Origin of the sequence: Hyunsoonleella rubra, assembly GCF_042684665.1 — a bacterium.
GTDB classification, from domain to species: domain Bacteria; phylum Bacteroidota; class Bacteroidia; order Flavobacteriales; family Flavobacteriaceae; genus Jejuia; species Jejuia rubra.
In genome coordinates this window covers 125243-148000 of sequence record NZ_JBHULY010000016.1, presented here as the reverse complement: position 1 = coordinate 148000, position 22758 = coordinate 125243, and the positions used below count along the sequence as shown (strand labels likewise).

Here is a 22758-nt window from a genome sequence, read left to right as displayed (position 1 = left end):
TTCACTCCCAGAATTTTTTTTGTCTACGTACCATCCAAACCCAATAATTGAATAGGGTTTGAAGTTTTTTTGCTTTAATCGAGGTTTCATGGTTTTATTCTTTTAGGAAAGGGGATTAGCATGCGTGTTTTTGATTGATAATCGACGTAAGCTTTTCCAAATTCTTTTTTTAAATCACGCTCCTCAAAAAGTGTCCCTATAATAAAATATGCTGTTAAACCAATGGCAAATAGCAGATGCGTAGCTGTCATATTAGGCGTTGCCCAAAGTCCTAGAATACCTCCAAAATATAACGGGTGGCGTACATGTTTGTAAAATGAAAACACCTTGAAGTTTAAAGGGGAGTATGGTTTGTCTTGAAGTTCAAGGTAGGTTTGCCTTAATCCGAATAAATCAAAATGATTAATTAAGAATGTGCTGATAAATAAAATTGACCAACCTGCAAAGAATAAAACATAAATCATATAATAAAGGATGCTTCCCGAATGGATTTTCCAAATGGAACCACCAATAGGTTCCCATTGCCACACTAGAAAGACTAATAGTAATCCTGATATGAGTACGAATGTGCTACGTTCTATAGGTTTTGGAAAAAACTTAGCAAAAGCCTTTTTAAAAGATTGCCTTGCCATAATGCTGTGTTGTACTCCAAAAAGTAAAACCAATCCGAAATTTTTAAGTAATGCTAGATGAAATGGTAAGGTTGGAGATTGGTCTATTGATATTTCTGGGACTAAATCACTAACAGAAATAATCCATAGTAGTAGGGAAGCAAAACCAATGAGGTAAGCTATGATTGAATAAGAAAACATTAATACTTTTTTCATGACATATAGATTTTAAATGATATGCCAAAAGTATTCTCAAACGGGGCTTTGTGATTTTCCTAAAAGTTCAAAAAGTTTTCTAAAAAGTTCACGACAAAAAAAGTAACTTATTGATTTAAAGCTTGTTTGCGGAACTGGTTTGGTGGATAATTGAATTTTTGCTTAAAATTACTATTAAAGTGCGATGTGTTTTTAAAACCACTTTCATAACAGATCTCACTTATGTTCAATTCAGAATTTTCAAGTAAGGTTTTTGCATATTCTAACCTCTTGTTGTTTAACCATTTTCCGGGAGTTTCATTAAAATGGGTTTTAAAATCTCTTTTGAATGTCGATAGGCTTCTTCCAGACAAACGCGCAAATTCTTCAAGTTGTAAGTCGTAATGAAAGTTTTTCATCATCACTTCGTTTATATTAGTCTTTTCAATTTGTTTGAGCGAATTAAAAAAACCTAATAAATCTTTGTTTGATGGGTTAAGGGCTATATTGAATAGTAGTTCGTTAAATTTAATCTCAACGAGTTCTTTTGGTATGTCTCCTCCCATATTAAAATAATTAAACACGGAAAGAAAAAGAGAATTTAGCGAGTTGGTAACATCAATAGGATAAATAAGACGGTCATCATAATCTGAGGTTCGTTTTTGTAATAATGCCTCATTATTCTTTATAAAACGTCTGATAAAATCTTCAGTAATAAAAAAGAGAATGGTACAGTAGTCTTCTTCAAAATATTGTTTGGTATTATAAATGCCCTTTCTGATAAACAACGCTTCGCCAGATTTTAGGCTGTAAGTCTTATTAATTGATGTCCAATCCTTTTTTCCACTGATAACATAGGTGAGAAGCGGAGTGTCAGTCCATAACTTAAACTTTTCTACATCAATAGGACACTTGTATTCTACAAACATATAATCGTTCCCAACAAGTCTGTTGTACTGTGGGCTGTTTTTAAAATATTTGTAAACATCGAGGGTCATGAAACAAATTTAATCAATTATTCTTTAGAGTTTTTACCCCCCAATCGTAATCATACTACGGTTTTTACCGTGTAAATCGGGTTGCTCAAGTTTTTCTAGAGTATCCATGCCGCCACGTATTTTGAATTTAGCTTGAACCGCTTTATGGATAATGGGTTCTATGGATTTGCCCTTTCGAAGCGATGTCAATAAATCAGATTCTGAAGAAGAAAATAAGCAGTTTTTTAGTTGTCCATTGGCGGTTAAACGCAATCTGTTACAGGAATCGCAAAACGGGTTGGTAACAGAACTTATGATAGCAAAACTACCTTGATAACCTTTAATTTTGTAGTTTTTTGAGGTGTCGTTAGGCTCATCTTCTAAGCGTATGATATCATCTTCTTTGAAAGCTTCATTTACATAATTCATCACTTCTGCATAAGACACCATTTTGCTAATGTCCCATTTATTGCCATCAAAAGGCATAAATTCTATAAACCTTATGGAAACAGATAAACCCTTAGTGAAGTTAATAAAGTCAACAATTTCATCTTCATTAAATCCCTTCATTAAAACAGCGTTTACTTTAACCGTAAACCCTTCTTTGACCAGTAAATGAATGTTCTCATAAACCTTTTGAAACCCGTGTCGCCTCGTGATATGTTTAAATTTTGAAGCATCTAAGGAGTCCAAACTCACATTGATTTTGTTGACGCCGTTTGCTTTGAGAACATCAATGAACTTGTCGATAATCACTGCATTCGAAGTGATGGATAATTCTACTGGAAGTGTTGCTAGTTTTTCAAGAATAACTGGAATATCCTTTCTGACCAAAGGTTCGCCACCTGTTAATCTGATTTTGGTAACTCCGTGTTTCACAAAAGTTTTGGCAATATCATGGATTTCCTCGTAAGTCATCAAATGGCTCTTGGGCGATAATTGAACGCCATCGGCAGGCATACAATAAGTACATCTCAAATTGCATCGCTCCGTCAGCGAAATACGCAAGTACGCATGGTCTCTACCGTGCGCATCTCTTAATATGTTTGCATCTTTCTTCATAATCTGTCTCGCGTTTTGAATCTTCGCGACTTAGAGTCTTTGCGAGAGGTTTTTAATCATGTCTAGCGCCTTTCAAAATTCTAAAACTATGTAGCACGGCTGGAAATATCGCATCCATGGATTCTTTGGCACCATTGGTAGAACCTGGCAATGCTAAAACTAAAGTATTTCCAATAGTACCTGCAACACTTCTGGATAGCATGGCAAAAGGCATACGCCCTTGCCCGTAGCTTCTAATAGCTTCTTCAATACCGGGAATTCTTCGGTCTAATATTGGTATTAAAGCTTCAGGTGTAACGTCCCTACCTGAAAGCCCTGTGCCACCAGTATATATTACCATATCAATACCCTGTTCATGATAACTTCTGGCTTTTTCTTGAATAATCTCTTTTTCATCGGGAATTATGACGTATTCTGAAATAGAAACGTCGCACGCCTTTAATTTCTCAATGATGGCTTTGCCAGCTTTATCTTCCTTGTGGCCAGCAGAAATCGTATCAGAACACACCACTACAGTAGCGGTCAAATCCTTTCTAAAAGTATCTTTAAAATCGGATTTCCCACCTTTCTTTTTTAGAAGTTTGATAGCGTGAATTTCAATGCCTTTATCAATAGGCTTTAGCATGTCGTACATATTCAACGCCACGACGCTTGCGCCATGCATCGCCTCAACTTCAACCCCCGTTTTGTAAATGGTTTTTACGGTGAAAAGAACTTTGATTTCAAGCCCTTCAATTTCATATTCAACACCTGTAAACTCAATAGGCAAGGGGTGACAATCTGGTAAAATATCTGGTGTGCGTTTAACGCCCAATAACCCTGCCGCTTTGCTCATAGCAAACACGTTGCCTTTTGGCACTGTATCGTTTTTAATTGCTTCAATCGTTTCAGGTTTGCTTACTGAAACGATGGCTTGCGCTACTGCGGTTCTTAATGTTGTATTTTTAAATGTAATATCAACCATTTCTTAGCTATTTACTTTCCATTGATGACTTTCATCCTCAAACATCTCTTTCCCAAAAACAGGAACATCTGATTTTAAGGCTTCAACTATATATTCCAATGCTTCAAAAACCACCTTTCTTCTCGGTGAAGAAACGAACACAAAAAGACAAATTTCACCTGCTTTTACAGTTCCTAAACTGTGATAAATATGCATACAGGTTAAATCAAATTTTTCAAAGGCCCTTTCACGAATCTCATGAAACTTTTGGTTAGCCATGTCCTCATAGGCCGTGTATTCTATTGCAGTAACCGTTTTGCCATCAATCTCATCGGCTCGTACTTGGCCAAGGAAAATATTATGAGCGCCAATACTAGTTTTAGTCTGATGTTTGTAAATAGAATTTCCTATAAAATCTGATGAAATAGGTCCTTCCTTGAATACGTTTTTTGGTTTTTTATCCTTCATTTGAAATTGTGGTTTGCTGTTCTTTTAAGTAATTATTCAGAGTATTTGCCCCTACTATCAAGCTGAAACAGTTTTTAAAATCTAATTCCGACAATATTTGGGCTGCGCTTTTGCTTCTCTTTCCGGATTGACAGAAGATGACTTTCTTTTTGGTTCTATCTATTTTGTCTAAATTGTTTTTGAGTTGATTCAGTGGGATGCTGTCTATGGAAAGGCCCTCAACTTTTGGCTGTTCATGGGGTTCCCTCACATCAATGAATTGAATGGATTCATTAAAAGTAATTTCGGAAATTGAAATGATTTGAACATCGGAAGCACATTCAATTAAAATTTTATTATCCCGAAAACTGTCTTTTTCCTTTGAAACGGTTTGAATAACAGCTTCATTTTTATTGATTTTTAATGTGGATATTTCAGATTTTAATGCATTGTAGCAAAGCAATTCACCTGAAAGCACATCACCTAAACCTAAAATAAGTTTCAAAACCTCATTGGCTTGCATGCTTCCAATAATTCCTGGAAGTACCCCTAAAACTCCAATTTCCGAGCAATTGGGCACGGCATCCTTTTTTGGTGGATTGGGAAACAGACAGCGGTAACTCGGCCCATCGTTAAAATTGAACACCGATACCTGTCCTTCAAATTTATAAATGGCACCGAACACCAATGGTTTACCAGCTAGGATACAGGCATCGTTTACCAAATAACGGGTTTCGAAATTATCCGAGCCGTCCACAATGATATCATATTGTTGAAATAATTCAATGGCATTTTGATAGGTGAGGGCTTCAGGATATGCATGTATGTTGATGCCATTATTAAGGTCTTCCATGCGTTCTTTGGCAGCCAAAGCTTTATTTTTTCCTAAAGACGAAGTGCCAAACAAAACCTGGCGCTGCAGATTGGAAAGCTCAACCACATCAAAATCAATGATGCCAATTTTACCAACTCCCGCAGCAGCAAGATATTGCAATACCGGGCAACCCAAACCCCCGGCCCCAATGACTAAAACTTTGGCGTTGGAAATTTTATCTTGGCCTTTTTGACCAATTTCCGAAAGGATAATATGTCTGTTGTATCTCATATTACTGCAAAGACAGAAATCTCTTCCTAACCTTTTATAATTAATTTTGTTTTGACATGTCGACGATAGGAGACATCTCTCTAGAATACGATTTCTCCCTTTAGGTCGAAATAACTATCCTCCCGAAAAAGGAGGTAATAATGCGATTTCTTGCCCGGTCAAAACTGTTTCCTTTGTTACTAATTCTTGATTTTGTGCAATTTGAAAATCTTTATGTTTCAGACCGTCGTATTTGGAATTCAAAATATTTAAAAGCTCAGAAATTTTGCCTTTGGAAACTTCCAATTGCTCTGCTTCCTTTTGGGTGACTTCGGCTATTTGACCGAAATATTTAATCGTGATTTGCATCTTCAATTAATTTAAAATCCTCTTTTGTATTTATATTCATTGTTGTTTTCGCATCATTTTTATCTATAACTACATTTTTGTAATTACAGCTTTTTACCGCTAATCGAAGTCGGCGTTCATCGTTTTGCAATAGGTCGTAAAATTTGTTTTTTACTGCACTTCGGTAAATAGCAATTAGTGGCATAGATTTACCATCACTTTCCGCTTGGATAATTTCTGTAGTGCTTTCAATGGCATTGACTAGTAACTTTAAAACTTCGGCTGATATCATTGGAATGTCGCAACTCAGTACTAAATTATAATCAGTTTTTGAGGCTTCTAAGCCCGAATAAATTCCGGAAACCGGGCCAGCATCTTTAATTTCGTCCTCTATGCGTTTCAACCCAAATACATCATAATCCGTATTGTCGGAAACAATTAAAATTTCAGAAACCAATGGCTTTAAGGCATCGATGCTATATTGCACAAATGGCTTTTCGTTCAATTTTAATAGACCTTTATCCGAACCCATCCTGGAGCTCTTTCCTCCGGCCAAAATAATGCCTGTTATGTTGATTTTGTCTGTCATTTAAGTGAAAAATAATTTTGCACAAGCTATCACCAAAACAAAGGCCAGCATATAGCGCAAATGCAGATTGTTAATTTTTTTACTACCATAATAACCGCCAAGAACACCCCCAATTACTGCAATAACAACCAATAAAAACGATGCCATTTCAAGCGTTACGCCACTTGCAAATTGACCCGCTAAGCCAGCAACGGAATTTACCCATATAAACAACGCCGAAACCGCTGCCGCCTCTTTCATTTTGCCCCAATGCAACAGCAATATGACGGGCGTTAAAATTATGCCACCGCCAATACCAATTAAACCTGAAAAGAAACCAATAATACCGCCGACTAACAGTCCTTGCCATAGTTTAATTACTTTAACGTTTCCGTTTTCTTTCCCAAAAACATTCAGCATTTTTAGTATAGCGAATACCAAAAGGATTGCTAATATCTTTTTATAGATAGAAGCATCCACCTCTAAGGTGCCGCCGAGATAAGCCATCGGAATTGAGGCTAAGGCAAATGATAAAAACAATTTTTTATTGAAAAAACCTTCCTTGTAGTAATAATAAAACGAAATACCCGCCACGAAAATGTTGAGCAACAGGGCGGTAGGCTTCATCGTTTCATGGGCAAATGAAAACAAGGCCATCAATGCCAAATACCCACTCGCACCACCATGCCCCACGCTGGAATACAGGAACGACACTATGGGCAGTATGAATAGAAAGAGGTATATATTTTCGTTTTGTAACATTTTAAAGTTATAAGTACTTAGAGTGCCTAAAGTATTTAAAGTTAGAGCTTGTTTGCGATTGAAGTGAAAATCGCGATAAATTCCTTTGCTTCCTTCCTTAATTCCTTGATGCCATCCTTTTTCCAGTTTAATTCTTCAATAATTTCTAACCAATAATCTGTTTCACTTGCTTCGCCAAGGCTTATTTTTATTTTGTTTTTGAAATCTTTTGGACTTCTGGAACGATTAGCTTCTCGATAATTTGCTCCAATGCTTGTGCCTGATTTTGTTAGTTGATTTCGTAACACTAAAGCTTCTGAAGTGTTTTGTAGACTTGCGGATAATTTTATTATTGCTATGGCAAATTTTACCGTACGCTTTTCCAAATTCTGTGCAAATTCTTTATTGGTCATATTTATTTCCAATTTTTTTATAAACTACTCTTTCTTTTAACTTTAAGTACTCCAAGTACTCGAAACTTTAGGCACTTCATTTACTCACAACTTTAGGCACTCATAATTAGCTAATTCCTTATCTAAAAACGCCCAGCAATTTTTGTTGATTTCATCAAAAGCTGTTATTAATGATTTTCCATAATTGGTCAATTCAGCACCACCACCGCCTTTACCGCCTACACTATTTATGGTGACTGGTTTTTTGGCCGCCTTGTTTACAGAGTCCAGCAATTGCCATGCTTTTTTATAAGATATGTTTAACGATTTGGCCGCTTTTGAAAGTGATCCCGTTTCCTGTATGGCTTTTAACAGGTGTACTCGCCCTTCGCCCAACAAAACGTTTTGGTCTGATTCAATCCAAATTCGGCTTTTAATTTTATAGCTCATCTCTTATTTAAATTGGTAATTGAATGACTTCAACTGTATCATTGTTATTTATTTTTGGAACTTCAGCAGGCACAAATATCAAAGCATTTGACAGCGCAAAAGTCTGCAACATCGAAGAATTTTGCCCATCTAAAATTTCAACATTACCGTTGTTATAAATGCCTTTTAAAAATTGAGGTCTATCTCCCTTCTTTTCAAAACTGTTTATAGCTTTAGCTTTAATCCTCGGCAATTCCAAATCCTCGCGACTCATCAAATGTTGCAAGGCGATATACACATACACATAAAAACAAGACAGTGCCGCTGCGGGGTTACCGGGCAAAGCAAAAACTTGGGTGTCATCCTTTTTCCCGAAAAAGAGAGGTTTGCCGGGTTTTTGCTTAACTTTATAAAAAAGCTCGTCTACTTTTAATTCTTTTAATGCGGTGCCAACAAAATCGTAATCGCCGACCGAAATACCACCTGTTATCATCACCAAATCATTATCATCAATAGCCTTTTTTAGGGTTTTAACCGTTTTACCATAATCATCTTCAACGTTATACAAGGTCACATCATAAAACTTCAAATTGTATAGTGCAGCCAACAACATTTTAGAATTACTTTCGTAAATCTTTCCTGGAGAAAGTGGCTGTCCAGGAGCAATCAATTCATTTCCTGTCGTAACGATAGCGATGTTCGGTTTTTTAAAAACTGGAACTTCGGTGATACCCAAAGACAGTAAATACCCGATGGCCGCAGGGGTCAATTTGGTGCCTTTTTTTAAAGCAATACCCCCGGAATTGACCTGTTCGCCCAAAGGACGAATATTATGCTCCAACGGAATTTGATTGGCGATAGTGATGTTTTGTCCGTTTGTCTCCACTTTTTCCTGCATCATCACAGCATTGGCTGTATCAGGTACTGCGGCTCCTGTAAAAATCCTAACGGCTTCACCTTTATTCAGTTCTATCGTATGGCCGTCACCCGCTTTTACCTCCCCAACTAGCTCGTAATCAAGGTCATCATGTAAATGTACCGCATACCCATCCATAGCCGACTGCCTGAATGGAGGCATATTGATAGGGGACAAAATATCTTCAAACAATTGATATCCTCCAGCTTTTTCAACTTTTTTTAAGGTAGCCTGTTGTAAGGGGTGACCATTATTTTTTACAATTGTAATGGCCTCAGAAATTGTAATCATTTAGGTTTTCGTTATATCCCAACAAATATAACGAATTGAAATTTCATCATAATATGATACTTGTCATATTATTTCCTGCCAAAATACAGGACTTTTATGTCCGAAATAAAAAACCAACAACTAAATGCCGATAAAAAGTTATTTGGCACATCCAAAAACAGGGGAGAAGCAAACACTGATTGATGCCTTATCTCTTTTTAATGAATGTGAAATAGTACCCGCTACAAATCAAGACGTTGTGGTTGTGGTAACCGAAACATCAGACGACGCTTCTGATGCAGCTCTCAAAGAAAAGATAGAACAAATAGAAAGCCTAAAACTTTTAGCATTGGTTTCTGGTTTTAACACTCCACAAAATTAACATAGGTATGTACAATTCATTATCCACTAGAAGAAATTTTATTAAAAAGATGGCGCAACTCTCTGCGATGACGGCTGCAGCAGCTATGTTTCCAGGTATTTTATTTGCCGAAGAGCAAGAGGCGGGTATTCCAGATGGTGCCAATTTAGATTGGAAAAAAGGCCCTTGCCGTTTTTGTGGTGTAGGTTGTGGTATTCTTGTAGGTACACAAAATGGAAAAGCGGTAGCCGTAAAAGGGGATCCTAAATGTTCAGTTAATAAAGGCTTACTTTGTGTAAAAGGCTATCATCAAACTATGTGTATTCAATCCAAAGATAGATTGACACATGCATTGGTTAAAAAGAATGGTCGTTATGTAAAAACACCATTAAATGAAGCTTTAGATCTTGTAGCCAGTAAAATGAAATCTACCATTGAAGCTCATGGTAAAGATGCGGTGGCAATGTACACCTCCGGACAGTCTACAATTCCCGAAGGCTATGTGGCATCAAAATTAATGAAAGGGGCTATTGGCACTAATAATTTAGATTGTAATGCCCGTTTGTGTATGGCAAGCGCCGTAGCAGGGTTTTTAACCACGTTTGGTGCAGATGAGCCTATGGGGTGTTATGAAGATATAGATCATGCTGACTATTTTATAACATGGGGCAATAATATGGCAGAAATGCACCCCGTATTATTCTCCAGAATGTTAGAGCAAAAGACAAGGCGTGGTGCTAAAATTATTGATTTTGCTACCCGTACAACTCGCTCAAGTACTGCATCAGATAAATCTATTCTTTTTGAACCCCAAACCGATTTAGCGGTTGCTAATGCTATTTGTTATGAAATTATAAATAACGGTTGGGTTAATACATCTTTTGTTGAAAAGCACTGTAATTTCAGTAAAGGCTTAACCAAAATGGGTTATGGTACTGAAGACAAGTATAATTTTAAGGATAAACCAACAAAAATAGATTTTGAGACTTATAAAGCATTTTTAAACGATTACACTCCTGAGAAAGTTGCCAAATATTCTAAAGTATCAGCTAAGGATATTAAGTATTTGGCTTCTATTTATGGCGACCCTAATAAAAAAGTGGTATCGTATTGGTGTATGGGTATGAATCAGCATACACGCGGTACCTGGATGAATAATTTGGTTTACAATATTCATTTATTGACGGGTAAAATTTCACAACCAGGTAACGGCCCATTTTCATTGACAGGGCAACCTTCGGCATGTGGAACAGCAAGAGAAGTGGGAACATTTACACACAAATTACCAAAAGGTGTAGTGATGAATGAAAAGCACCGACGTTTGGCTGCTAAAATTTGGAAAGTGCCTTACGAGCGCATTCCATCGAAACCAACATACCATACTACAGAAATGTTTAGGGCTGTTGATCGTGGTGATATTAAATTTATATGGACTCAAGTTACAAATCCATTGGTGTCTTTACCAAAAACAAGTCGTTACCGTCCAGCAATGGAAAAAGAGTCTTGTTTTGTGGTGGTTTCAGATGTGTTTCCAACTCCGACATCAGATGTAGCCGATGTGATATTACCTGCATCATGGCATATTGAAAAAAGTGGTTTATACGGAAACTCAGAACGACGGACACAGCACTGGAATAAAATGGTAGAAGGCCCTGGAGAAACCACTCCAGATGCATGGATGACTATTGAGGTGGCTAAACGTATGGGCTACGGCGATTTGTTTCCTTACAGCAAGGAAAATCACGTTGAAGAAATTTATAACGAGTACCGTCAATTTCACGAAGGCGCAAAACACGGTATGGCACCGTTAGAGGTTTTAAAGAAAGAATCTGGTGTAATCTGGCCTTATGTAAACGGTAAATCTACCCAATGGCGTTTTAATTCGAAATACGACCCCGCTTGTAAAGAAGGTTCAGATTTTGATTTCTATGGAAAACCAGATGGGAAAGCTGTGATTTGGCAGCGCCCTTATGAGCCTGCAGCAGAATCACCAGATAATGAATACCCGTTTTGGTTAAATACTGGCCGTGTTATTGAGCATTGGCATACAGGCTCTATGACTAGAAGAATACCTGTGTTGCATAAAGCCATGCCAGAGGCTTATGTAGAATTTCATCCAGAGGATGCCAAAGCACTGGGTATACGAGATGGAGAACGTATAAAAGTGAGTTCTAGACGTGGTAGTTGTGTATTGCCAGCGTCCATTAATAAGCGTGGATTACCGACACGCGGACAGGTGTTTGTGCCGTTTTTTGATGAAAACATGATGATTAATGATGTGACATTGGATGCTTTTTGTCCTATTTCCAAAGAACCAGATTTTAAGAAGTGTGCGGTTAAAGTTGAAAAAGCATAATATATGAAAAAGCGACTCGGAATTATTTCACTTTTTGTACTGCTCTTTATAGCTTTTATTGCCATTTGGAATTTTAGTTATCAGCAAGGTTTGGAAGAAGCCTATATTCCAGTAGAAGAGCGTAGTTCTGATTATTATTTGCCGTCAGAAGCTGGAGTTTTTGAGCGTTCTGAATATGCTACAGAATATGCTAACATGCCTGTTGATGAAAACCATCAACGATTACTGAAAGATTATTATAAAAACAGAGCCTACCATGGTGCACCACCAAGTATTCCGCACCCTGTTGAAGAAATGAATTTAGGCGATAATACATGTTTAAAATGCCATCAAAACGGTGGATTTGTCAATAAATATAAGGCATATGCGTCTGTGACGCCACATCCAGAAATGATTAATTGTAGGCAATGTCATGTAGCACAAAATAGTAATACGCTATTTAAAGCGACTAATATGGCGCAGGTAAATGCTCCAAAAGTGGGTGTAAATAATGCTTTAATTGGCACACCGCCCATGATACCACACCAAATTCAAATGCGGGAGAATTGTTTATCGTGTCATGCAGGACCTGCGGCTCCCAAAGAGATAAGAGTAACACACCCAGAGCGTGTTAATTGTAGACAATGCCATGTGCCAACGGATAAAGTTGTTTCAGAAATAACACCTTTTTCAAGAACTAAAATAGATAGCAATGAATAGAAAGCTCTACAAATATAGTTTAGCATGTGTGTTTTTGGTTGTGCTTTTTTCTTGTAAGCATAGCGAAGGTGAATATCATAATTTGAATGATAAAATTAAAGCCGAAAGTAAAAGTTATCATGGGACTTTATCTTCTGAAGCATTGATTGATGGTATTAAAACTGTTGAAATTACCGAAGGCGAACATACCTTCTTAATTCCTGAACGGAAGGGTCAAATAAAATCATTCGCTTGTATTGAATGCCATAATGTTGGATTGGACAAATTACAAAGTAAGGATATCAAGAAAGCACATTGGGAAATTACCTTGGCGCATGCAGATGAAAGCACAATGAATTGTGCAACCTGTCACAATGGCGAGGATATGAATGCCTTAAATACATTAACAGGAAATAAGGTAGATTTTAATAAAAGTTATAAGCTATGTGCACAGTGTCATTCTTCGCAATTTGAAGATTGGAAAGGTGGTGCGCATGGTAAAAAAGTAGCAGGTTGGGCACCACCTAGAGCATCGTATACATGTGTGAATTGTCATAATCCGCACGATCCAAGTTTTAAATCGAGGTGGCCATCACGCTACAATACAGAACAGGTTGAAGCGCCTACAGCAGAGTCTGGTCATTAAACATTAAGGTATGAGTGAGAATAAAAAATGGTATTCTTTAGATTTAGGGTTGAACGGAAAAAAACCTGATACATCCTGTAGTTGCGGTAAAACCGAAGGCGGATGTGGTAGTCATGAACCAAAGATGACTGATGATGCTTTTTTAGAAGCAGCGGTAAATGCATCTATAGGTGATGAGGTAAAGAAAGATGGGTTTGCGCAGGTGTTTGATGTTCAAATGGATAGACGTACCGCGTTTAAAAAATTAACAGCAAGTTTATTGATTGGTGCTGGCGCTGTAAGTACGTCGTGCAGTGTAATAAGCGGTGATGAGACCAAAGAAAAAGCACAAATAGATTGGGAAGAGCAGTTTAAGGGCAACTATAAACTGATGACAGATGAAGAAAAGGAGGCTACGGTAAATAGATTGATGCGCTCTTATGAACTGCGAACGGGTAAAAATATCAGTATGACCCATGAGAATGCTCAGGATGATGTGTTGTTTGGCTATGCCTTTAACATTTCAAAGTGCCAAGGGTATATGGATTGTGTGAATGCTTGTATTGAAGAAAATAACCAGGATCGAAATTCGCAGATGCAATACATCCGTATTCATGAAATGAAGGATGGCAAGGGCTTTAATTTTAATGACGCCGATGATAATTATTACCACGAAGTGCCTGCAGAAGGTCATTTTTATATGGGAACTCAGTGTTTTCATTGTGATAATCCGCCATGTGTAGAGGTGTGCCCTGTACAGGCTACTTGGAGAGAGGATGATGGTTTAGTAGTGGTTGATTATGATTGGTGCGTTGGGTGCCGTTATTGTATGGCTGCTTGCCCTTATGATGGCCGACGTTTTAACTGGAGCAAGCCTGAAGTTCCTGAAAATGAAATTAATAAGAATCAGCATTATTTAGGGAATAGAATGCGCAAGAAAGGCGTGATGGAAAAATGTACCTTTTGTGTGCAACGTTCTAGAAAAGGACAAAATCCTGCCTGTGTTGAAGCTTGCCCTACAGGTGCGCGTATTTTTGGGAATTTGTTAGATCCTAATAGTACCATTAGATGGGTGTTGGAAAATAAGAAGGTGTTTAGATTGAAAGAGGATTTGGGTACGGAACCTAAGTTTTGGTATTTTATGGACTAGAATGAAAATGTGTATTTGTTGAAGTGTTTAACTGTTGAATCGAAACTAACGATTAAGCAGTAGTGAGTTGATAGGATTGGTGCCGGTATAGAAAAGGTAGATAGCGGACAGACCCGCTTAGGGATTGAAGAGGAAAGCCCACAGCGAGGTACGAGCGAGGACTTGTAACGGAAAGCCCGACCCCGCTTCGAGAGCCTCAGCGACCGAATGGGGTAACGCCCAAATAGAATAAAATTGAAGTGTTTTAATTGACATACAGATGAGACGATTAAAAGTTTTTAAAAGTTTAGTAAAGGATAGTTTGAATACCACTACACATGGTTCAAAAAAATACCATATCTGGATGGCATTTTTAACCTTTATGATGCTGGTTGGGATGTATTGTTATTCGGTTCAGTTGGACCAAGGCCTTAGTGCCACGGGGATGACGGATCGCGTAAGCTGGGGGCTTTACATTTCCAACTTCACATTTTTGGTGGGTGTGGCCGCCGCCGCCGTGATGCTAGTGATGCCAACCTATGTATTAAAGGATATAGATTTTAAACAAGCCGTACTGATAGGAGAAGGGTTGGCCGTAGCCGCATTGATAATGTGCTTGGCTTTCGTCATTGCTGATATGGGAGGTCCGTCGGTATTATGGCATATGATTCCTGGAATTGGCGTGTTCAATTTTCCAAATTCAATGCTCACTTGGGATGTTTTGGTGCTAAATGGCTATTTGTTCTTAAATCTGACCATACCATTTTATATTCTTTTCAGGCATTATCAGGGCAAAAAATCGAAATCAAGTGTTTACGTTCCAGGGGCCATTTTGTCCGTTTTTTGGGCGGTGGCCATACATTTGGTAACGGCATTTCTATATCAAGGTTTGCAAGCCAGACCATTTTGGAATAACGCTTTGTTAGGGCCTAGGTTTCTAGCATCGGCTTTTGCCGCGGGACCTGCATTGATTATTTTGGTTCTAGCGGTTATACGTGCCTTTACTGCTTTTAAAATCGAAGATAAAACCATCAAAAAGATTGCTATGGTGGTTACCGTAGCTGCACAGATCAATTTAATTATGCTGATTTCCGAGCTTTTTAAGGAGTTTTATGCACCCACACATCATAGTGAAAGCGCATATTATTTGTTCTTTGGTCTGAATGGTAAAGATGCATTATTACCATGGATATGGACTGCAATTCCTTTGAATGTTTTGGCTACGGTGTTGCTGACCTTCCATAAATTCAGAAATAATTTTAAGATACTTTTCTTTTCATGTTTTATACTTTTTATAGCCATTTGGATTGAAAAAGGTTTTGGCTTGATTGTGCCCGGGTTTATCCCCGGTCCCTACGGCAAAATAGCTGAATATACGCCAACTGGAATAGAGATTGGTGTAACATTAGGGATTTGGGCATTGGGTGCATTTGTATTCACCATTCTTGCGAAGACTGCTATTAATATTGAATTGGGCAAACTGCGATATAAGAAATAAAATTCTTGCGTTTTCCGTATTTATCCAATATCAAAATTGCTAATTGATTAAATTCAGTTACTCTTTTTTGCAAACATCCCAAAAATCTAACTTCGTTTCTAAAACTAAGTATTATTACGTACTTTTGGGTTGGTTATATATGTTGAATGTCACTTTCCGCTCCAAAACATAGATTTGAAAACAGTACTGTCCTAGACAGCACATGTGATGTGTGCGATAGTTCAGACTGTGTTATGAACAAGCATTATGAAGTTCTTTTCAACTCTAATTTGCCACAGAGCAATACCATCTTAAAATGTAAAAAGGGGCAACAGTTTATTATGGAGGGTGCTCCGGTTAACGGACTCTTTTTTATAAAATCCGGGGTTGTAAAAGTCATCCGAACCGGTATCAACGGACGAGAGCAAATAGTTCGTTTTGCCAAGCCTTGTGAGATTGTCGGACATCGCGGTTTCGGTACCCAGGAATATTATTCGATCGGTGCCATTGCCTTGAAAGATGCGGAGTTGCACTACTTTTCAAAAGAGCATCTACAGGAAGTCCTCTTGGCCAATCCACAGTTTACCTATGACATGATGCTCTTCTATGCCAACGAACTCAACCGTAGTGAAAACAAGGTAAAATCCATTTCGCAAATGACCGTACGCGAGCGCGTCATCGACTCCTTGTTATATATCCACAGAAAATTTGGCAACCTTCGAGGTTTTATAAACTTGCCATTAAGCCGAAAGGAATATGCCGACTACGCGGGTACTACCGAAGAGCAGGTGATTCGTGTGTTTTCTGCTCTTAAAAAGGAAGAATTAATCACCGCCAAGGGGAAGAAAATAGGAATTAACGATATTGATCTACTGAAGAAGGAGATCAGCGACCACAACTACTTCTTGGATAGCTAACAGTTTAAAACCCTTTTGTTTACTTAGTATTATAGCGTTTCCTGCGTTTTGTCAGTTTTTAAGATGTTGCAAAAGACGGTTTTCTACTGCGCAATTTCATAATCCGTTAGCATTTTAGATTCTACATTTGTCAATAGTAAGTATTAATACTTATTTTTTAAGTAAACAAATCAAAAATGTAAGAATCATGGAAGCAAAAACTGTTACACTTGTGCAAGAATCATTCGAGAAAGTAAAGCCAATAGCCCCTCAAGCAGCTGAGATATTTTATGCAAAATTGTTTGAGCTGGATCCACAATTGAAACCCTTGTTTCCAAGTAGTGGTGAAGCAATGAAAGTCCAAGGTAATAAATTGATGTCTATGCTTGCAGCTGCTGTTGCAGGATTGAGCAATCTGGAAGCTCTTATTCCAATACTTCAAGATCTGGGCAAACGTCATGTGGAATATAAAGTGGAGGCCTCCCATTACAATACTGTTGGTGCTGCTTTACTTGGTACTTTGGAAGCCGGTTTAGGTGAAGAGTTTACCATTGATGTAAAAAATGCGTGGGCAGAAGTGTATACATCGATGTCTGACGTGATGATTGAAGCTGCGTATTAATCCATAAAACTACTACTATGAAAATACTATTTAAAATTTACCTGACTGTATTTTGTTTCGCATTTCTAAATTCATGCGGAGGCGTACCAGAGGAAAAATCCGAAAGCGCCGCTACGGCAAATGTTTTTTCCGTTGAAGAAGTTTTGGAAATGGTAGCGAAGGAAAATGACGTAACCAGAACGCTTTACACCAAAGCCATTGTTGGCAAAGGAAAAGCACAAGGGATGAAATTTGACGAAGATTGGCGCAAGGATGATGTGGAGGCCGGGCCATTGCCTGCTTTATTTTTAAGAGGCATTGCTACTAGCATTAAAAAGGGGGCGGTGCCGCTTGGTTTGTATTTGGGATCCGACTTTCCTGTAAATGCGGCGAATAAATTCGAAGGCAAACAAGCCGAACTGTTCAAGCAAATAAAAGAAGATCAAAAACCACAGTTCTTTTATGATGAAGACCAAAAATTACATACTGCCATGTTTGCCGATTTGGCGAGTGCAGGAGCCTGCGTCACCTGTCATAATAAACACCCACAAACGACTAAATCCGATTGGGAATTGGGTGATGTCATGGGTGCAACCACTTGGCAATACCCTAAGGACTCTCTGTCCTATAAAGAAACAGTGGCGGTGTTGAATTCTTATGCCAAAGGAACAGTGGATATCTATATGGAATATCTGGATGAAATAGAAGCTTTTGAGACCAGCGAAAAACCCGAAATAGGGGATAAATGGCCTGCAGAAGGTAATTATTTACCAACAGCAGAGGTGTTTTTGGACAGTGTCAAGAAGCTGTCTTCATACGAAACTATGAAGCATTTAGTAGCTTCAAATTAAGTTTAATTTAGTGTTGTGTTGCAATCTTGCTCATTGCCACCCGTTCTGCGGTAATGGGCAAATTGCAGTATTTCCAAAGGAATAATTGATATGGTTATCAGCATCAATAAATCTACCTTAATCGGTTTGGTTCTGCTCACAGGTTTTTTTCTGCAGTTCTTTTTAAATCTGGAATGGGGCTGGCTTTTTGAAATGCAACGCGGCGAAATGTTCAAGCGCTGGACGGGATTAGTTTTGGCACTATTCATCACATTTCAATGGGTATTAACCCTTACTCGAACCATAAAAAAATGGAGGCTCAAAGCTGTGGTCATGCAAAATATTCATAAATGGCTCGGTGCCCTAAGCCCTATTGTATTCTATATGCATAGCGCTACAATGGGCTACGGGTACCTTTTGATGCTGTCCTATATATTTTTAGCCAATACGTTGCTGGGGTATCTCAATTTAGATGTTATCAAGAGTGGTAATGAAACTTTTTTTAAAGGCTGGATGATTACCCATGTGGCGGCTTCCATGGTGGTGACCATATTGATGATTTTCCATATTACCATGGTGTTTTATTATAAATAGAAACTATATGAAGTTATTGGTAAAAGAAATCATTAAAGAAACAGAAGATGCCATTACCGTATGCTTCAAAAACGGCAATTTTTTTAAGAAGTTAAAATATATACCCGGTCAGTTTTTGACCATTCATGTGCCAATAGACGGAAAAGTTCACAAAAGAGCATATTCCTTCAGTAGTAACCCTTACACCGATAAAGATTTAAAGATTACCATAAAGCGCGTGGAAGGCGGATTGGTATCTAATTATGTGCACGACCATTTGAAGGCGGGTGACAAACTTGAAGTGGACGATCCGGCAGGTTCCTTTTACGTGGTTCCTGATGAAAAAGAATCCAAACAATATGTACTTTTTGCAGGGGGGAGCGGTGTTACGCCCATGTTTTCCATCGTAAAATCAGTGCTTACCGAAGAGCCAAATTCAAAAGTGCTTCTGGTTTATGCCAACCAGCATGAAGCATCTATCATTTTTCATGAAGACATAAAAGCCTTAGAAAGGGAGTATCCTGATAACTTTAAAGTAGAGCATATCGTTTCAGGAAATAAAACCTATAAGGCAAATTATCACCCAGGACTGGCTTCAAAACTTGTTGTTGATCGCATCATGATAAAGCATAAGTTGTCCTACGACGATCATGTTTATATGATTTGCGGGCCTTTCGGTTACATGGAAAAGGTAAAAGAGATTTTAGATGAAAATGGAATCACAAGGGATAAAATAAAGGTAGAAGTATTCAAAATGCCAGTGGTCAAAGTCTCTGGTAAAGACCTTTTAAGTGGTGTTACGATTAAGTATCAAGGCGAAAGTTATGAAGTAAAGGTTCGCGGGGACAAAACCATTTTAAGCCAAGCCATGTCTAGTAATATTGTGATTCCCTATTCCTGTAGGGCTGGAATGTGCTCCACCTGCAAAGGCAAATGCGTTGAGGGTGAAGTGAAAATGATGGACGGACATATCCTTCCGGAAAGCGAAGTAGAAGCCGGGAATATTCTAACGTGTGTTACCTACCCCGTGAGTGAAAAAGTGGTTATTGAGATTTAATTAAAACGAAATTCATGTTTAAAGTAAGTCCTTTAAGAAAGCGTCAAGTGATAGGGGGAGTAATAGGCCTTGTATTGGGCATATCTATATTTTATGCATTAACCTTGGATGCCACTGAGGAATATGTTTCCATTGGCCCGATGAATACTGGGCATGAAGGATTGTCCTGTTTTGCATGCCATGCAGATGCCAAGGGGAATTTAATTCAACAAGTGCAATCCAATATTTCGCATGCGGTTGGGGTTAGGGAAAAAGGGGTGGATTTCGGTACACAAGACGTTACCGTAAAAAACTGTCTGGAATGTCACGACCGCCCCAATGATAGGCACCCAACCTATCGGTTTTCCGAACCAAGATTTAAGGAAGCCATTCAAAATATTGATGCCACAACCTGTATCACCTGCCACACCGAGCATGAGGAGGAGCGCGTTTCTGTAGCTAGCATTAATTATTGTATGAACTGCCACCAAGAGTTGGTAGTAGAAAATGACCCGTTGGACATCTCTCACGAAGCCTTAATTGCCAAGGAGGAGTGGTTTACTTGTATACAATGTCACGACTTCCATGGTAACCATAGGTACGATGTACCGGAAAAACTTGCCGATACCATCCCTATGCAGGTCATCCAAAAGTATTTTGATGGTGGTGAAGACCCCTATGGCACCGATAAAAAGTATATCGCGCTTTCACAAGAAGAGTGGCTCAAAACTTTTGAGAAAAAGTAGTTTAGTTATTTGGGCGCCTGCCTACCTGCGGTATCGCAGGCAGGTTCCCCACAAGGGGTCGGGCTTTCCACTATATCTTTTTAAAATAACGTCATTGCGAGGAGTGGGCGACGTGGCAATCTCAAACATTAAAGCACTTCATAAATTTCACTTTCCAAAGTTTTAAAAAGGATGCCGTTGCAATCCCTAACGCGGGTGTGCTTGCTGGCAGCATTGCTCAATCCGCTGTTTGGTCTTTCTTCGAAGTCAGTAGTCAATTTAATGATATTATAAAGCAAGAGTGTCCCTCCTAATAAGGAGGGAGTAAGGGAGGTGTTTTTGAGGCACAGTAGCAAATATCATTTTTGCACACCCCTTAATCCCCTCTTGCTAGAGGGGAAACTCACATCCTAAAAATACCTGACACTGCCAGTAAAACGAAGCAATCTCATTCATAAGTCACAGAATTGTCTATTTGTTGCCCAAGATTACCGCTCTACTCGGGCATTATTCCTCACAATGCTGTTTTTGTTAAAAAGTACGTGTAAATACGTATTGGTTTTGTCGTAGGAAAAATTGAATTTTGCTTATCGAGCAATATAGTTCATTAAAACGCAGCTACATCTTAATCGATAAGCATAACTGTAAACTGAAAATTTCACTGCTACATTAAAAACAACTCCTATTTAATATTAAAGACATTAATAATCACTAATGTTATGTAAATGACGTAAACTACGTATTCCCAACCCCACAAACCCACAACTTCTTGTTCAAACTTTCGTATTTTAAGTAAAACATACGTAATTACTTATTAACAAAACGATGTTTATACGTAGTGTTTTACGTAAGGCTGTCTGCGTCTATTTCAATTCTTAAAGCCTGTAAAACAGAAATATAACTTAAAAACCTGTTTTAGTGCAGGTTTATTCATGTGCAAAAAGAGGTGTTCTTATGGAGTTTATCAGGAGCAGCAAATAAAACTACTTATATATTTGCCTAAAATAAGTAATAATACTTAGTTAAATTTAAAAATATTAAAATGAAAGCTCTACTTAAAAGAACAACTTGGATTTTACCTGTAGCGATATTATTATTTGCCTGCGGTGGAAAAGAAAAGAAAACCACTTTGGCTGAAAATACACCTGCCGAAGAAACTGCAACATTAGAAATTGAAAAGCCACAATTAACTTTTGGTTTTATCAAATTAACGGATATGGCACCTTTGGCCATTGCAAAGGAAAAAGGATTCTTCGAAGATGAAGGATTATTTGTTTCTGTGGAAGCACAGTCCAACTGGAAAAACGTTTTGGACCGTGTGATTGACGGTCAGTTAGATGGTTCTCATATGTTGGCCGGTCAGCCGATTGCTGCTGGTGCAGGATTTGGTCGTCAAGCGGATTTGGTAACGCCATTCTCCATGGATTTGAATGGTAATGGTATTACCGTTTCTAACGATGTTTGGTCTAAAATGAAACCAAATGTGCCAAAAGGTGCTGATGGAAAACCCATTCACCCTATTAAAGCTGACGCTTTAAAGCCTGTAATCACTGATTATAAAAACTCTGGTAAAGCCTTTAAAATGGGTATGGTATTCCCCGTGTCTACACATAACTACGAAATAAGATATTGGTTGGCTGCCGCTGGTATCCACCCGGGAATGTACACTGCTGAGAACGTTCAAGGACAAATTGATGCTGAGGTATTGTTATCTGTAACACCTCCACCACAAATGCCAGCTACTTTAGAGGCTGGAACCATCTATGGTTACTGTGTGGGTGAGCCTTGGAACCAGCAAGCGGTATTTAAAGGTATCGGTGTCCCAGTAACTACCAATTATGATATCTGGAAAAACAATCCAGAAAAAGTATTCGTAATGACAAAGAAATTTGTTGAAGAAAACCCAAATACTGCGGTTGCTGTCACTAAAGCTTTGATTAGAGCTGGTAAGTGGTTGGATGAGCCAGGAAACAGAGCTGAAGCTGTAAAAATCCTATCGATGTCTCAATATGTTGGTGCTGACGAAGCCGTATTGGCCAACTCTATGACCGGTACTTTCGAATTTGAAAAAGGAGACAAGCGTGAGATGCCAGACTTTAACGTATTCTACAAGTACAACGCTACGTATCCATTTTACTCTGATGGTATCTGGTTCTTGACCCAAATGAGAAGATGGGGACAAATTCCTGAGTCTAAACCAGCAGATTGGTATGCATCAACTATTAAAGATATTTACCGTCCTGACATTTGGACTAAAGCTGCCAAGATTTTGGTAGAGGAAGGCAAAATTCCTGCTAGCGATATTCCAGAAACGGATGGTTACAAGCCTGAAACAGCAGACTTTATTGACGGCACTACTTATGATGCTAAAGACCCAATAGGTTACATCAACAGTTTTGCCATCGGGAATAAGGATGCCGCTGTACAGTAAATAAATATGTCCTTTGTCATTTCGACAGAGTGAGGCACGAACGGTGAGAAGTCTCAT

General features: G+C 38.4%; 25 protein-coding genes. 13 read left to right on the top strand and 12 right to left on the bottom strand.

The annotated features are described in order from the left end of the window. Positions 1-86: 86 nt before the first annotated feature. The 12 genes from ACFSR8_RS08935 to ACFSR8_RS08880 form a co-directional block, all read right to left on the bottom strand. Positions 87-827, bottom strand: coding sequence for a methyltransferase family protein (locus ACFSR8_RS08935; RefSeq protein WP_380291178.1), 741 nt, complete (start codon positions 825-827; stop codon positions 87-89). Positions 828-934: 107 nt separating this feature from the next. Next, positions 935-1804, bottom strand: a complete 870-nt coding sequence (locus tag ACFSR8_RS08930) for a helix-turn-helix domain-containing protein (protein ID WP_380291176.1) — start codon at positions 1802-1804, stop codon at positions 935-937. A gap of 33 nt (positions 1805-1837) precedes the next feature. Beyond that, a complete protein-coding gene (gene moaA, locus ACFSR8_RS08925) occupies positions 1838-2845 on the bottom strand; it encodes a GTP 3',8-cyclase MoaA (RefSeq protein ID WP_380291174.1) in 1008 nt (335 codons plus the stop codon). 52 nt (positions 2846-2897) lie between these two features. Beyond that, positions 2898-3809, bottom strand: a complete 912-nt coding sequence (moaCB, locus tag ACFSR8_RS08920) for a bifunctional molybdenum cofactor biosynthesis protein MoaC/MoaB (RefSeq protein WP_380291172.1) — start codon at positions 3807-3809, stop codon at positions 2898-2900. A gap of 3 nt (positions 3810-3812) precedes the next feature. Further along, on the bottom strand, positions 3813-4256 hold the full coding sequence (locus ACFSR8_RS08915) for a molybdenum cofactor biosynthesis protein MoaE (protein WP_380291170.1): 444 nt from the start codon (positions 4254-4256) through the stop codon (positions 3813-3815). Continuing rightward, positions 4246-5340: a molybdopterin-synthase adenylyltransferase MoeB gene (moeB, locus tag ACFSR8_RS08910; protein ID WP_380291168.1), complete on the bottom strand. Its 1095-nt coding sequence runs from the start codon at positions 5338-5340 to the stop codon at positions 4246-4248. Before moeB ends, ACFSR8_RS08915 begins: the two co-directional genes overlap by 11 nt. 114 nt (positions 5341-5454) lie before the next feature. Further along, on the bottom strand, positions 5455-5688 hold the full coding sequence (locus ACFSR8_RS08905; protein ID WP_380291166.1) for a MoaD/ThiS family protein: 234 nt from the start codon (positions 5686-5688) through the stop codon (positions 5455-5457). After that, a complete protein-coding gene (gene mobA, locus ACFSR8_RS08900; RefSeq protein ID WP_380291164.1) occupies positions 5672-6256 on the bottom strand; it encodes a molybdenum cofactor guanylyltransferase in 585 nt (194 codons plus the stop codon). The genes ACFSR8_RS08905 and mobA overlap by 17 nt, the downstream gene beginning before the upstream one ends. Continuing rightward, positions 6257-6997, bottom strand: coding sequence for a sulfite exporter TauE/SafE family protein (locus tag ACFSR8_RS08895; protein ID WP_380291162.1), 741 nt, complete (start codon positions 6995-6997; stop codon positions 6257-6259). Between the two features lie 41 nt (positions 6998-7038). Continuing rightward, positions 7039-7389 carry a four helix bundle protein gene (locus ACFSR8_RS08890; RefSeq protein WP_380291160.1) on the bottom strand — a complete coding sequence of 117 codons (351 nt, stop codon included), beginning with the start codon at positions 7387-7389 and terminating at the stop codon, positions 7039-7041. Between the two features lie 84 nt (positions 7390-7473). Then, a complete protein-coding gene (locus ACFSR8_RS08885; RefSeq protein ID WP_380291158.1) occupies positions 7474-7818 on the bottom strand; it encodes a winged helix-turn-helix domain-containing protein in 345 nt (114 codons plus the stop codon). Between the two features lie 7 nt (positions 7819-7825). Continuing rightward, the gene (locus tag ACFSR8_RS08880) at positions 7826-9004 is read right to left on the bottom strand and encodes a molybdopterin molybdotransferase MoeA (protein WP_380291156.1); all 1179 of its coding nucleotides are present in this window, start codon (positions 9002-9004) and stop codon (positions 7826-7828) included. Between the two features lie 124 nt (positions 9005-9128). Here ACFSR8_RS08880 and ACFSR8_RS08875 point away from each other — a divergent pair, with 124 nt between their 5' ends. The 13 genes from ACFSR8_RS08875 to ACFSR8_RS08815 all read left to right on the top strand — a co-directional run bounded on the left by ACFSR8_RS08875 (position 9129) and on the right by ACFSR8_RS08815 (position 22701). Then, positions 9129-9365, top strand: coding sequence for a hypothetical protein (locus ACFSR8_RS08875; RefSeq protein ID WP_380291154.1), 237 nt, complete (start codon positions 9129-9131; stop codon positions 9363-9365). A gap of 7 nt (positions 9366-9372) precedes the next feature. Further along, positions 9373-11700, top strand: coding sequence for a molybdopterin-dependent oxidoreductase (locus ACFSR8_RS08870; RefSeq protein ID WP_380291152.1), 2328 nt, complete (start codon positions 9373-9375; stop codon positions 11698-11700). Between the two features lie 3 nt (positions 11701-11703). Continuing rightward, complete coding sequence (locus ACFSR8_RS08865; RefSeq protein ID WP_380291150.1) at positions 11704-12399, top strand: nitrate reductase cytochrome c-type subunit; 696 nt, start codon at positions 11704-11706, stop codon at positions 12397-12399. Next, positions 12392-13024: a multiheme c-type cytochrome gene (locus tag ACFSR8_RS08860; protein ID WP_380291148.1), complete on the top strand. Its 633-nt coding sequence runs from the start codon at positions 12392-12394 to the stop codon at positions 13022-13024. The genes ACFSR8_RS08865 and ACFSR8_RS08860 overlap by 8 nt, the downstream gene beginning before the upstream one ends. Before the next feature lie 10 nt (positions 13025-13034). Continuing rightward, positions 13035-14153: a 4Fe-4S dicluster domain-containing protein gene (locus ACFSR8_RS08855; RefSeq protein ID WP_380291147.1), complete on the top strand. Its 1119-nt coding sequence runs from the start codon at positions 13035-13037 to the stop codon at positions 14151-14153. Between the two features lie 259 nt (positions 14154-14412). Further along, on the top strand, positions 14413-15630 hold the full coding sequence (gene dsrP, locus ACFSR8_RS08850) for a sulfate reduction electron transfer complex DsrMKJOP subunit DsrP (protein WP_380291145.1): 1218 nt from the start codon (positions 14413-14415) through the stop codon (positions 15628-15630). 146 nt (positions 15631-15776) lie between these two features. Beyond that, complete coding sequence (locus tag ACFSR8_RS08845) at positions 15777-16526, top strand: Crp/Fnr family transcriptional regulator (RefSeq protein WP_380291143.1); 750 nt, start codon at positions 15777-15779, stop codon at positions 16524-16526. Positions 16527-16713: 187 nt separating this feature from the next. Further along, positions 16714-17127 carry a globin family protein gene (locus tag ACFSR8_RS08840; protein WP_380291141.1) on the top strand — a complete coding sequence of 138 codons (414 nt, stop codon included), beginning with the start codon at positions 16714-16716 and terminating at the stop codon, positions 17125-17127. Between the two features lie 17 nt (positions 17128-17144). After that, on the top strand, positions 17145-17957 hold the full coding sequence (locus tag ACFSR8_RS08835) for a c-type heme family protein (RefSeq protein WP_380291139.1): 813 nt from the start codon (positions 17145-17147) through the stop codon (positions 17955-17957). Between the two features lie 90 nt (positions 17958-18047). After that, positions 18048-18530, top strand: coding sequence for a hypothetical protein (locus tag ACFSR8_RS08830; RefSeq protein ID WP_380291137.1), 483 nt, complete (start codon positions 18048-18050; stop codon positions 18528-18530). 7 nt (positions 18531-18537) lie between these two features. Next, complete coding sequence (locus tag ACFSR8_RS08825) at positions 18538-19566, top strand: 2Fe-2S iron-sulfur cluster-binding protein (protein WP_380291135.1); 1029 nt, start codon at positions 18538-18540, stop codon at positions 19564-19566. Positions 19567-19580: 14 nt separating this feature from the next. Next, positions 19581-20291 (top strand): cytochrome c3 family protein, encoded by a 711-nt coding sequence (locus ACFSR8_RS08820; RefSeq protein ID WP_380291133.1) that lies wholly within the window; start codon positions 19581-19583, stop codon positions 20289-20291. A 1021-nt stretch (positions 20292-21312) separates the two neighbouring features. Beyond that, the gene (locus ACFSR8_RS08815; protein WP_380291131.1) at positions 21313-22701 is read left to right on the top strand and encodes a CmpA/NrtA family ABC transporter substrate-binding protein; all 1389 of its coding nucleotides are present in this window, start codon (positions 21313-21315) and stop codon (positions 22699-22701) included. The last annotated feature ends 57 nt before the right edge of the window (positions 22702-22758 follow it).

Coding starts and splice junctions, on each gene's coding strand:
- ACFSR8_RS08935 (WP_380291178.1), bottom strand. CDS start 827: ATGAAAAAAGTATTAATGTTTTCTTATTCAATCATAGCTTACCTCATT.
- ACFSR8_RS08930 (WP_380291176.1), bottom strand. CDS start 1,804: ATGACCCTCGATGTTTACAAATATTTTAAAAACAGCCCACAGTACAAC.
- moaA (WP_380291174.1), bottom strand. CDS start 2,845: ATGAAGAAAGATGCAAACATATTAAGAGATGCGCACGGTAGAGACCAT.
- moaCB (WP_380291172.1), bottom strand. CDS start 3,809: ATGGTTGATATTACATTTAAAAATACAACATTAAGAACCGCAGTAGCG.
- ACFSR8_RS08915 (WP_380291170.1), bottom strand. CDS start 4,256: ATGAAGGATAAAAAACCAAAAAACGTATTCAAGGAAGGACCTATTTCA.
- moeB (WP_380291168.1), bottom strand. CDS start 5,340: ATGAGATACAACAGACATATTATCCTTTCGGAAATTGGTCAAAAAGGC.
- ACFSR8_RS08905 (WP_380291166.1), bottom strand. CDS start 5,688: ATGCAAATCACGATTAAATATTTCGGTCAAATAGCCGAAGTCACCCAA.
- mobA (WP_380291164.1), bottom strand. CDS start 6,256: ATGACAGACAAAATCAACATAACAGGCATTATTTTGGCCGGAGGAAAG.
- ACFSR8_RS08895 (WP_380291162.1), bottom strand. CDS start 6,997: ATGTTACAAAACGAAAATATATACCTCTTTCTATTCATACTGCCCATA.
- ACFSR8_RS08890 (WP_380291160.1), bottom strand. CDS start 7,389: ATGACCAATAAAGAATTTGCACAGAATTTGGAAAAGCGTACGGTAAAA.
- ACFSR8_RS08885 (WP_380291158.1), bottom strand. CDS start 7,818: ATGAGCTATAAAATTAAAAGCCGAATTTGGATTGAATCAGACCAAAAC.
- ACFSR8_RS08880 (WP_380291156.1), bottom strand. CDS start 9,004: ATGATTACAATTTCTGAGGCCATTACAATTGTAAAAAATAATGGTCAC.
- ACFSR8_RS08875 (WP_380291154.1), top strand. CDS start 9,129: ATGCCGATAAAAAGTTATTTGGCACATCCAAAAACAGGGGAGAAGCAA.
- ACFSR8_RS08870 (WP_380291152.1), top strand. CDS start 9,373: ATGTACAATTCATTATCCACTAGAAGAAATTTTATTAAAAAGATGGCG.
- ACFSR8_RS08865 (WP_380291150.1), top strand. CDS start 11,704: ATGAAAAAGCGACTCGGAATTATTTCACTTTTTGTACTGCTCTTTATA.
- ACFSR8_RS08860 (WP_380291148.1), top strand. CDS start 12,392: ATGAATAGAAAGCTCTACAAATATAGTTTAGCATGTGTGTTTTTGGTT.
- ACFSR8_RS08855 (WP_380291147.1), top strand. CDS start 13,035: ATGAGTGAGAATAAAAAATGGTATTCTTTAGATTTAGGGTTGAACGGA.
- dsrP (WP_380291145.1), top strand. CDS start 14,413: ATGAGACGATTAAAAGTTTTTAAAAGTTTAGTAAAGGATAGTTTGAAT.
- ACFSR8_RS08845 (WP_380291143.1), top strand. CDS start 15,777: ATGTCACTTTCCGCTCCAAAACATAGATTTGAAAACAGTACTGTCCTA.
- ACFSR8_RS08840 (WP_380291141.1), top strand. CDS start 16,714: ATGGAAGCAAAAACTGTTACACTTGTGCAAGAATCATTCGAGAAAGTA.
- ACFSR8_RS08835 (WP_380291139.1), top strand. CDS start 17,145: ATGAAAATACTATTTAAAATTTACCTGACTGTATTTTGTTTCGCATTT.
- ACFSR8_RS08830 (WP_380291137.1), top strand. CDS start 18,048: ATGGTTATCAGCATCAATAAATCTACCTTAATCGGTTTGGTTCTGCTC.
- ACFSR8_RS08825 (WP_380291135.1), top strand. CDS start 18,538: ATGAAGTTATTGGTAAAAGAAATCATTAAAGAAACAGAAGATGCCATT.
- ACFSR8_RS08820 (WP_380291133.1), top strand. CDS start 19,581: ATGTTTAAAGTAAGTCCTTTAAGAAAGCGTCAAGTGATAGGGGGAGTA.
- ACFSR8_RS08815 (WP_380291131.1), top strand. CDS start 21,313: ATGAAAGCTCTACTTAAAAGAACAACTTGGATTTTACCTGTAGCGATA.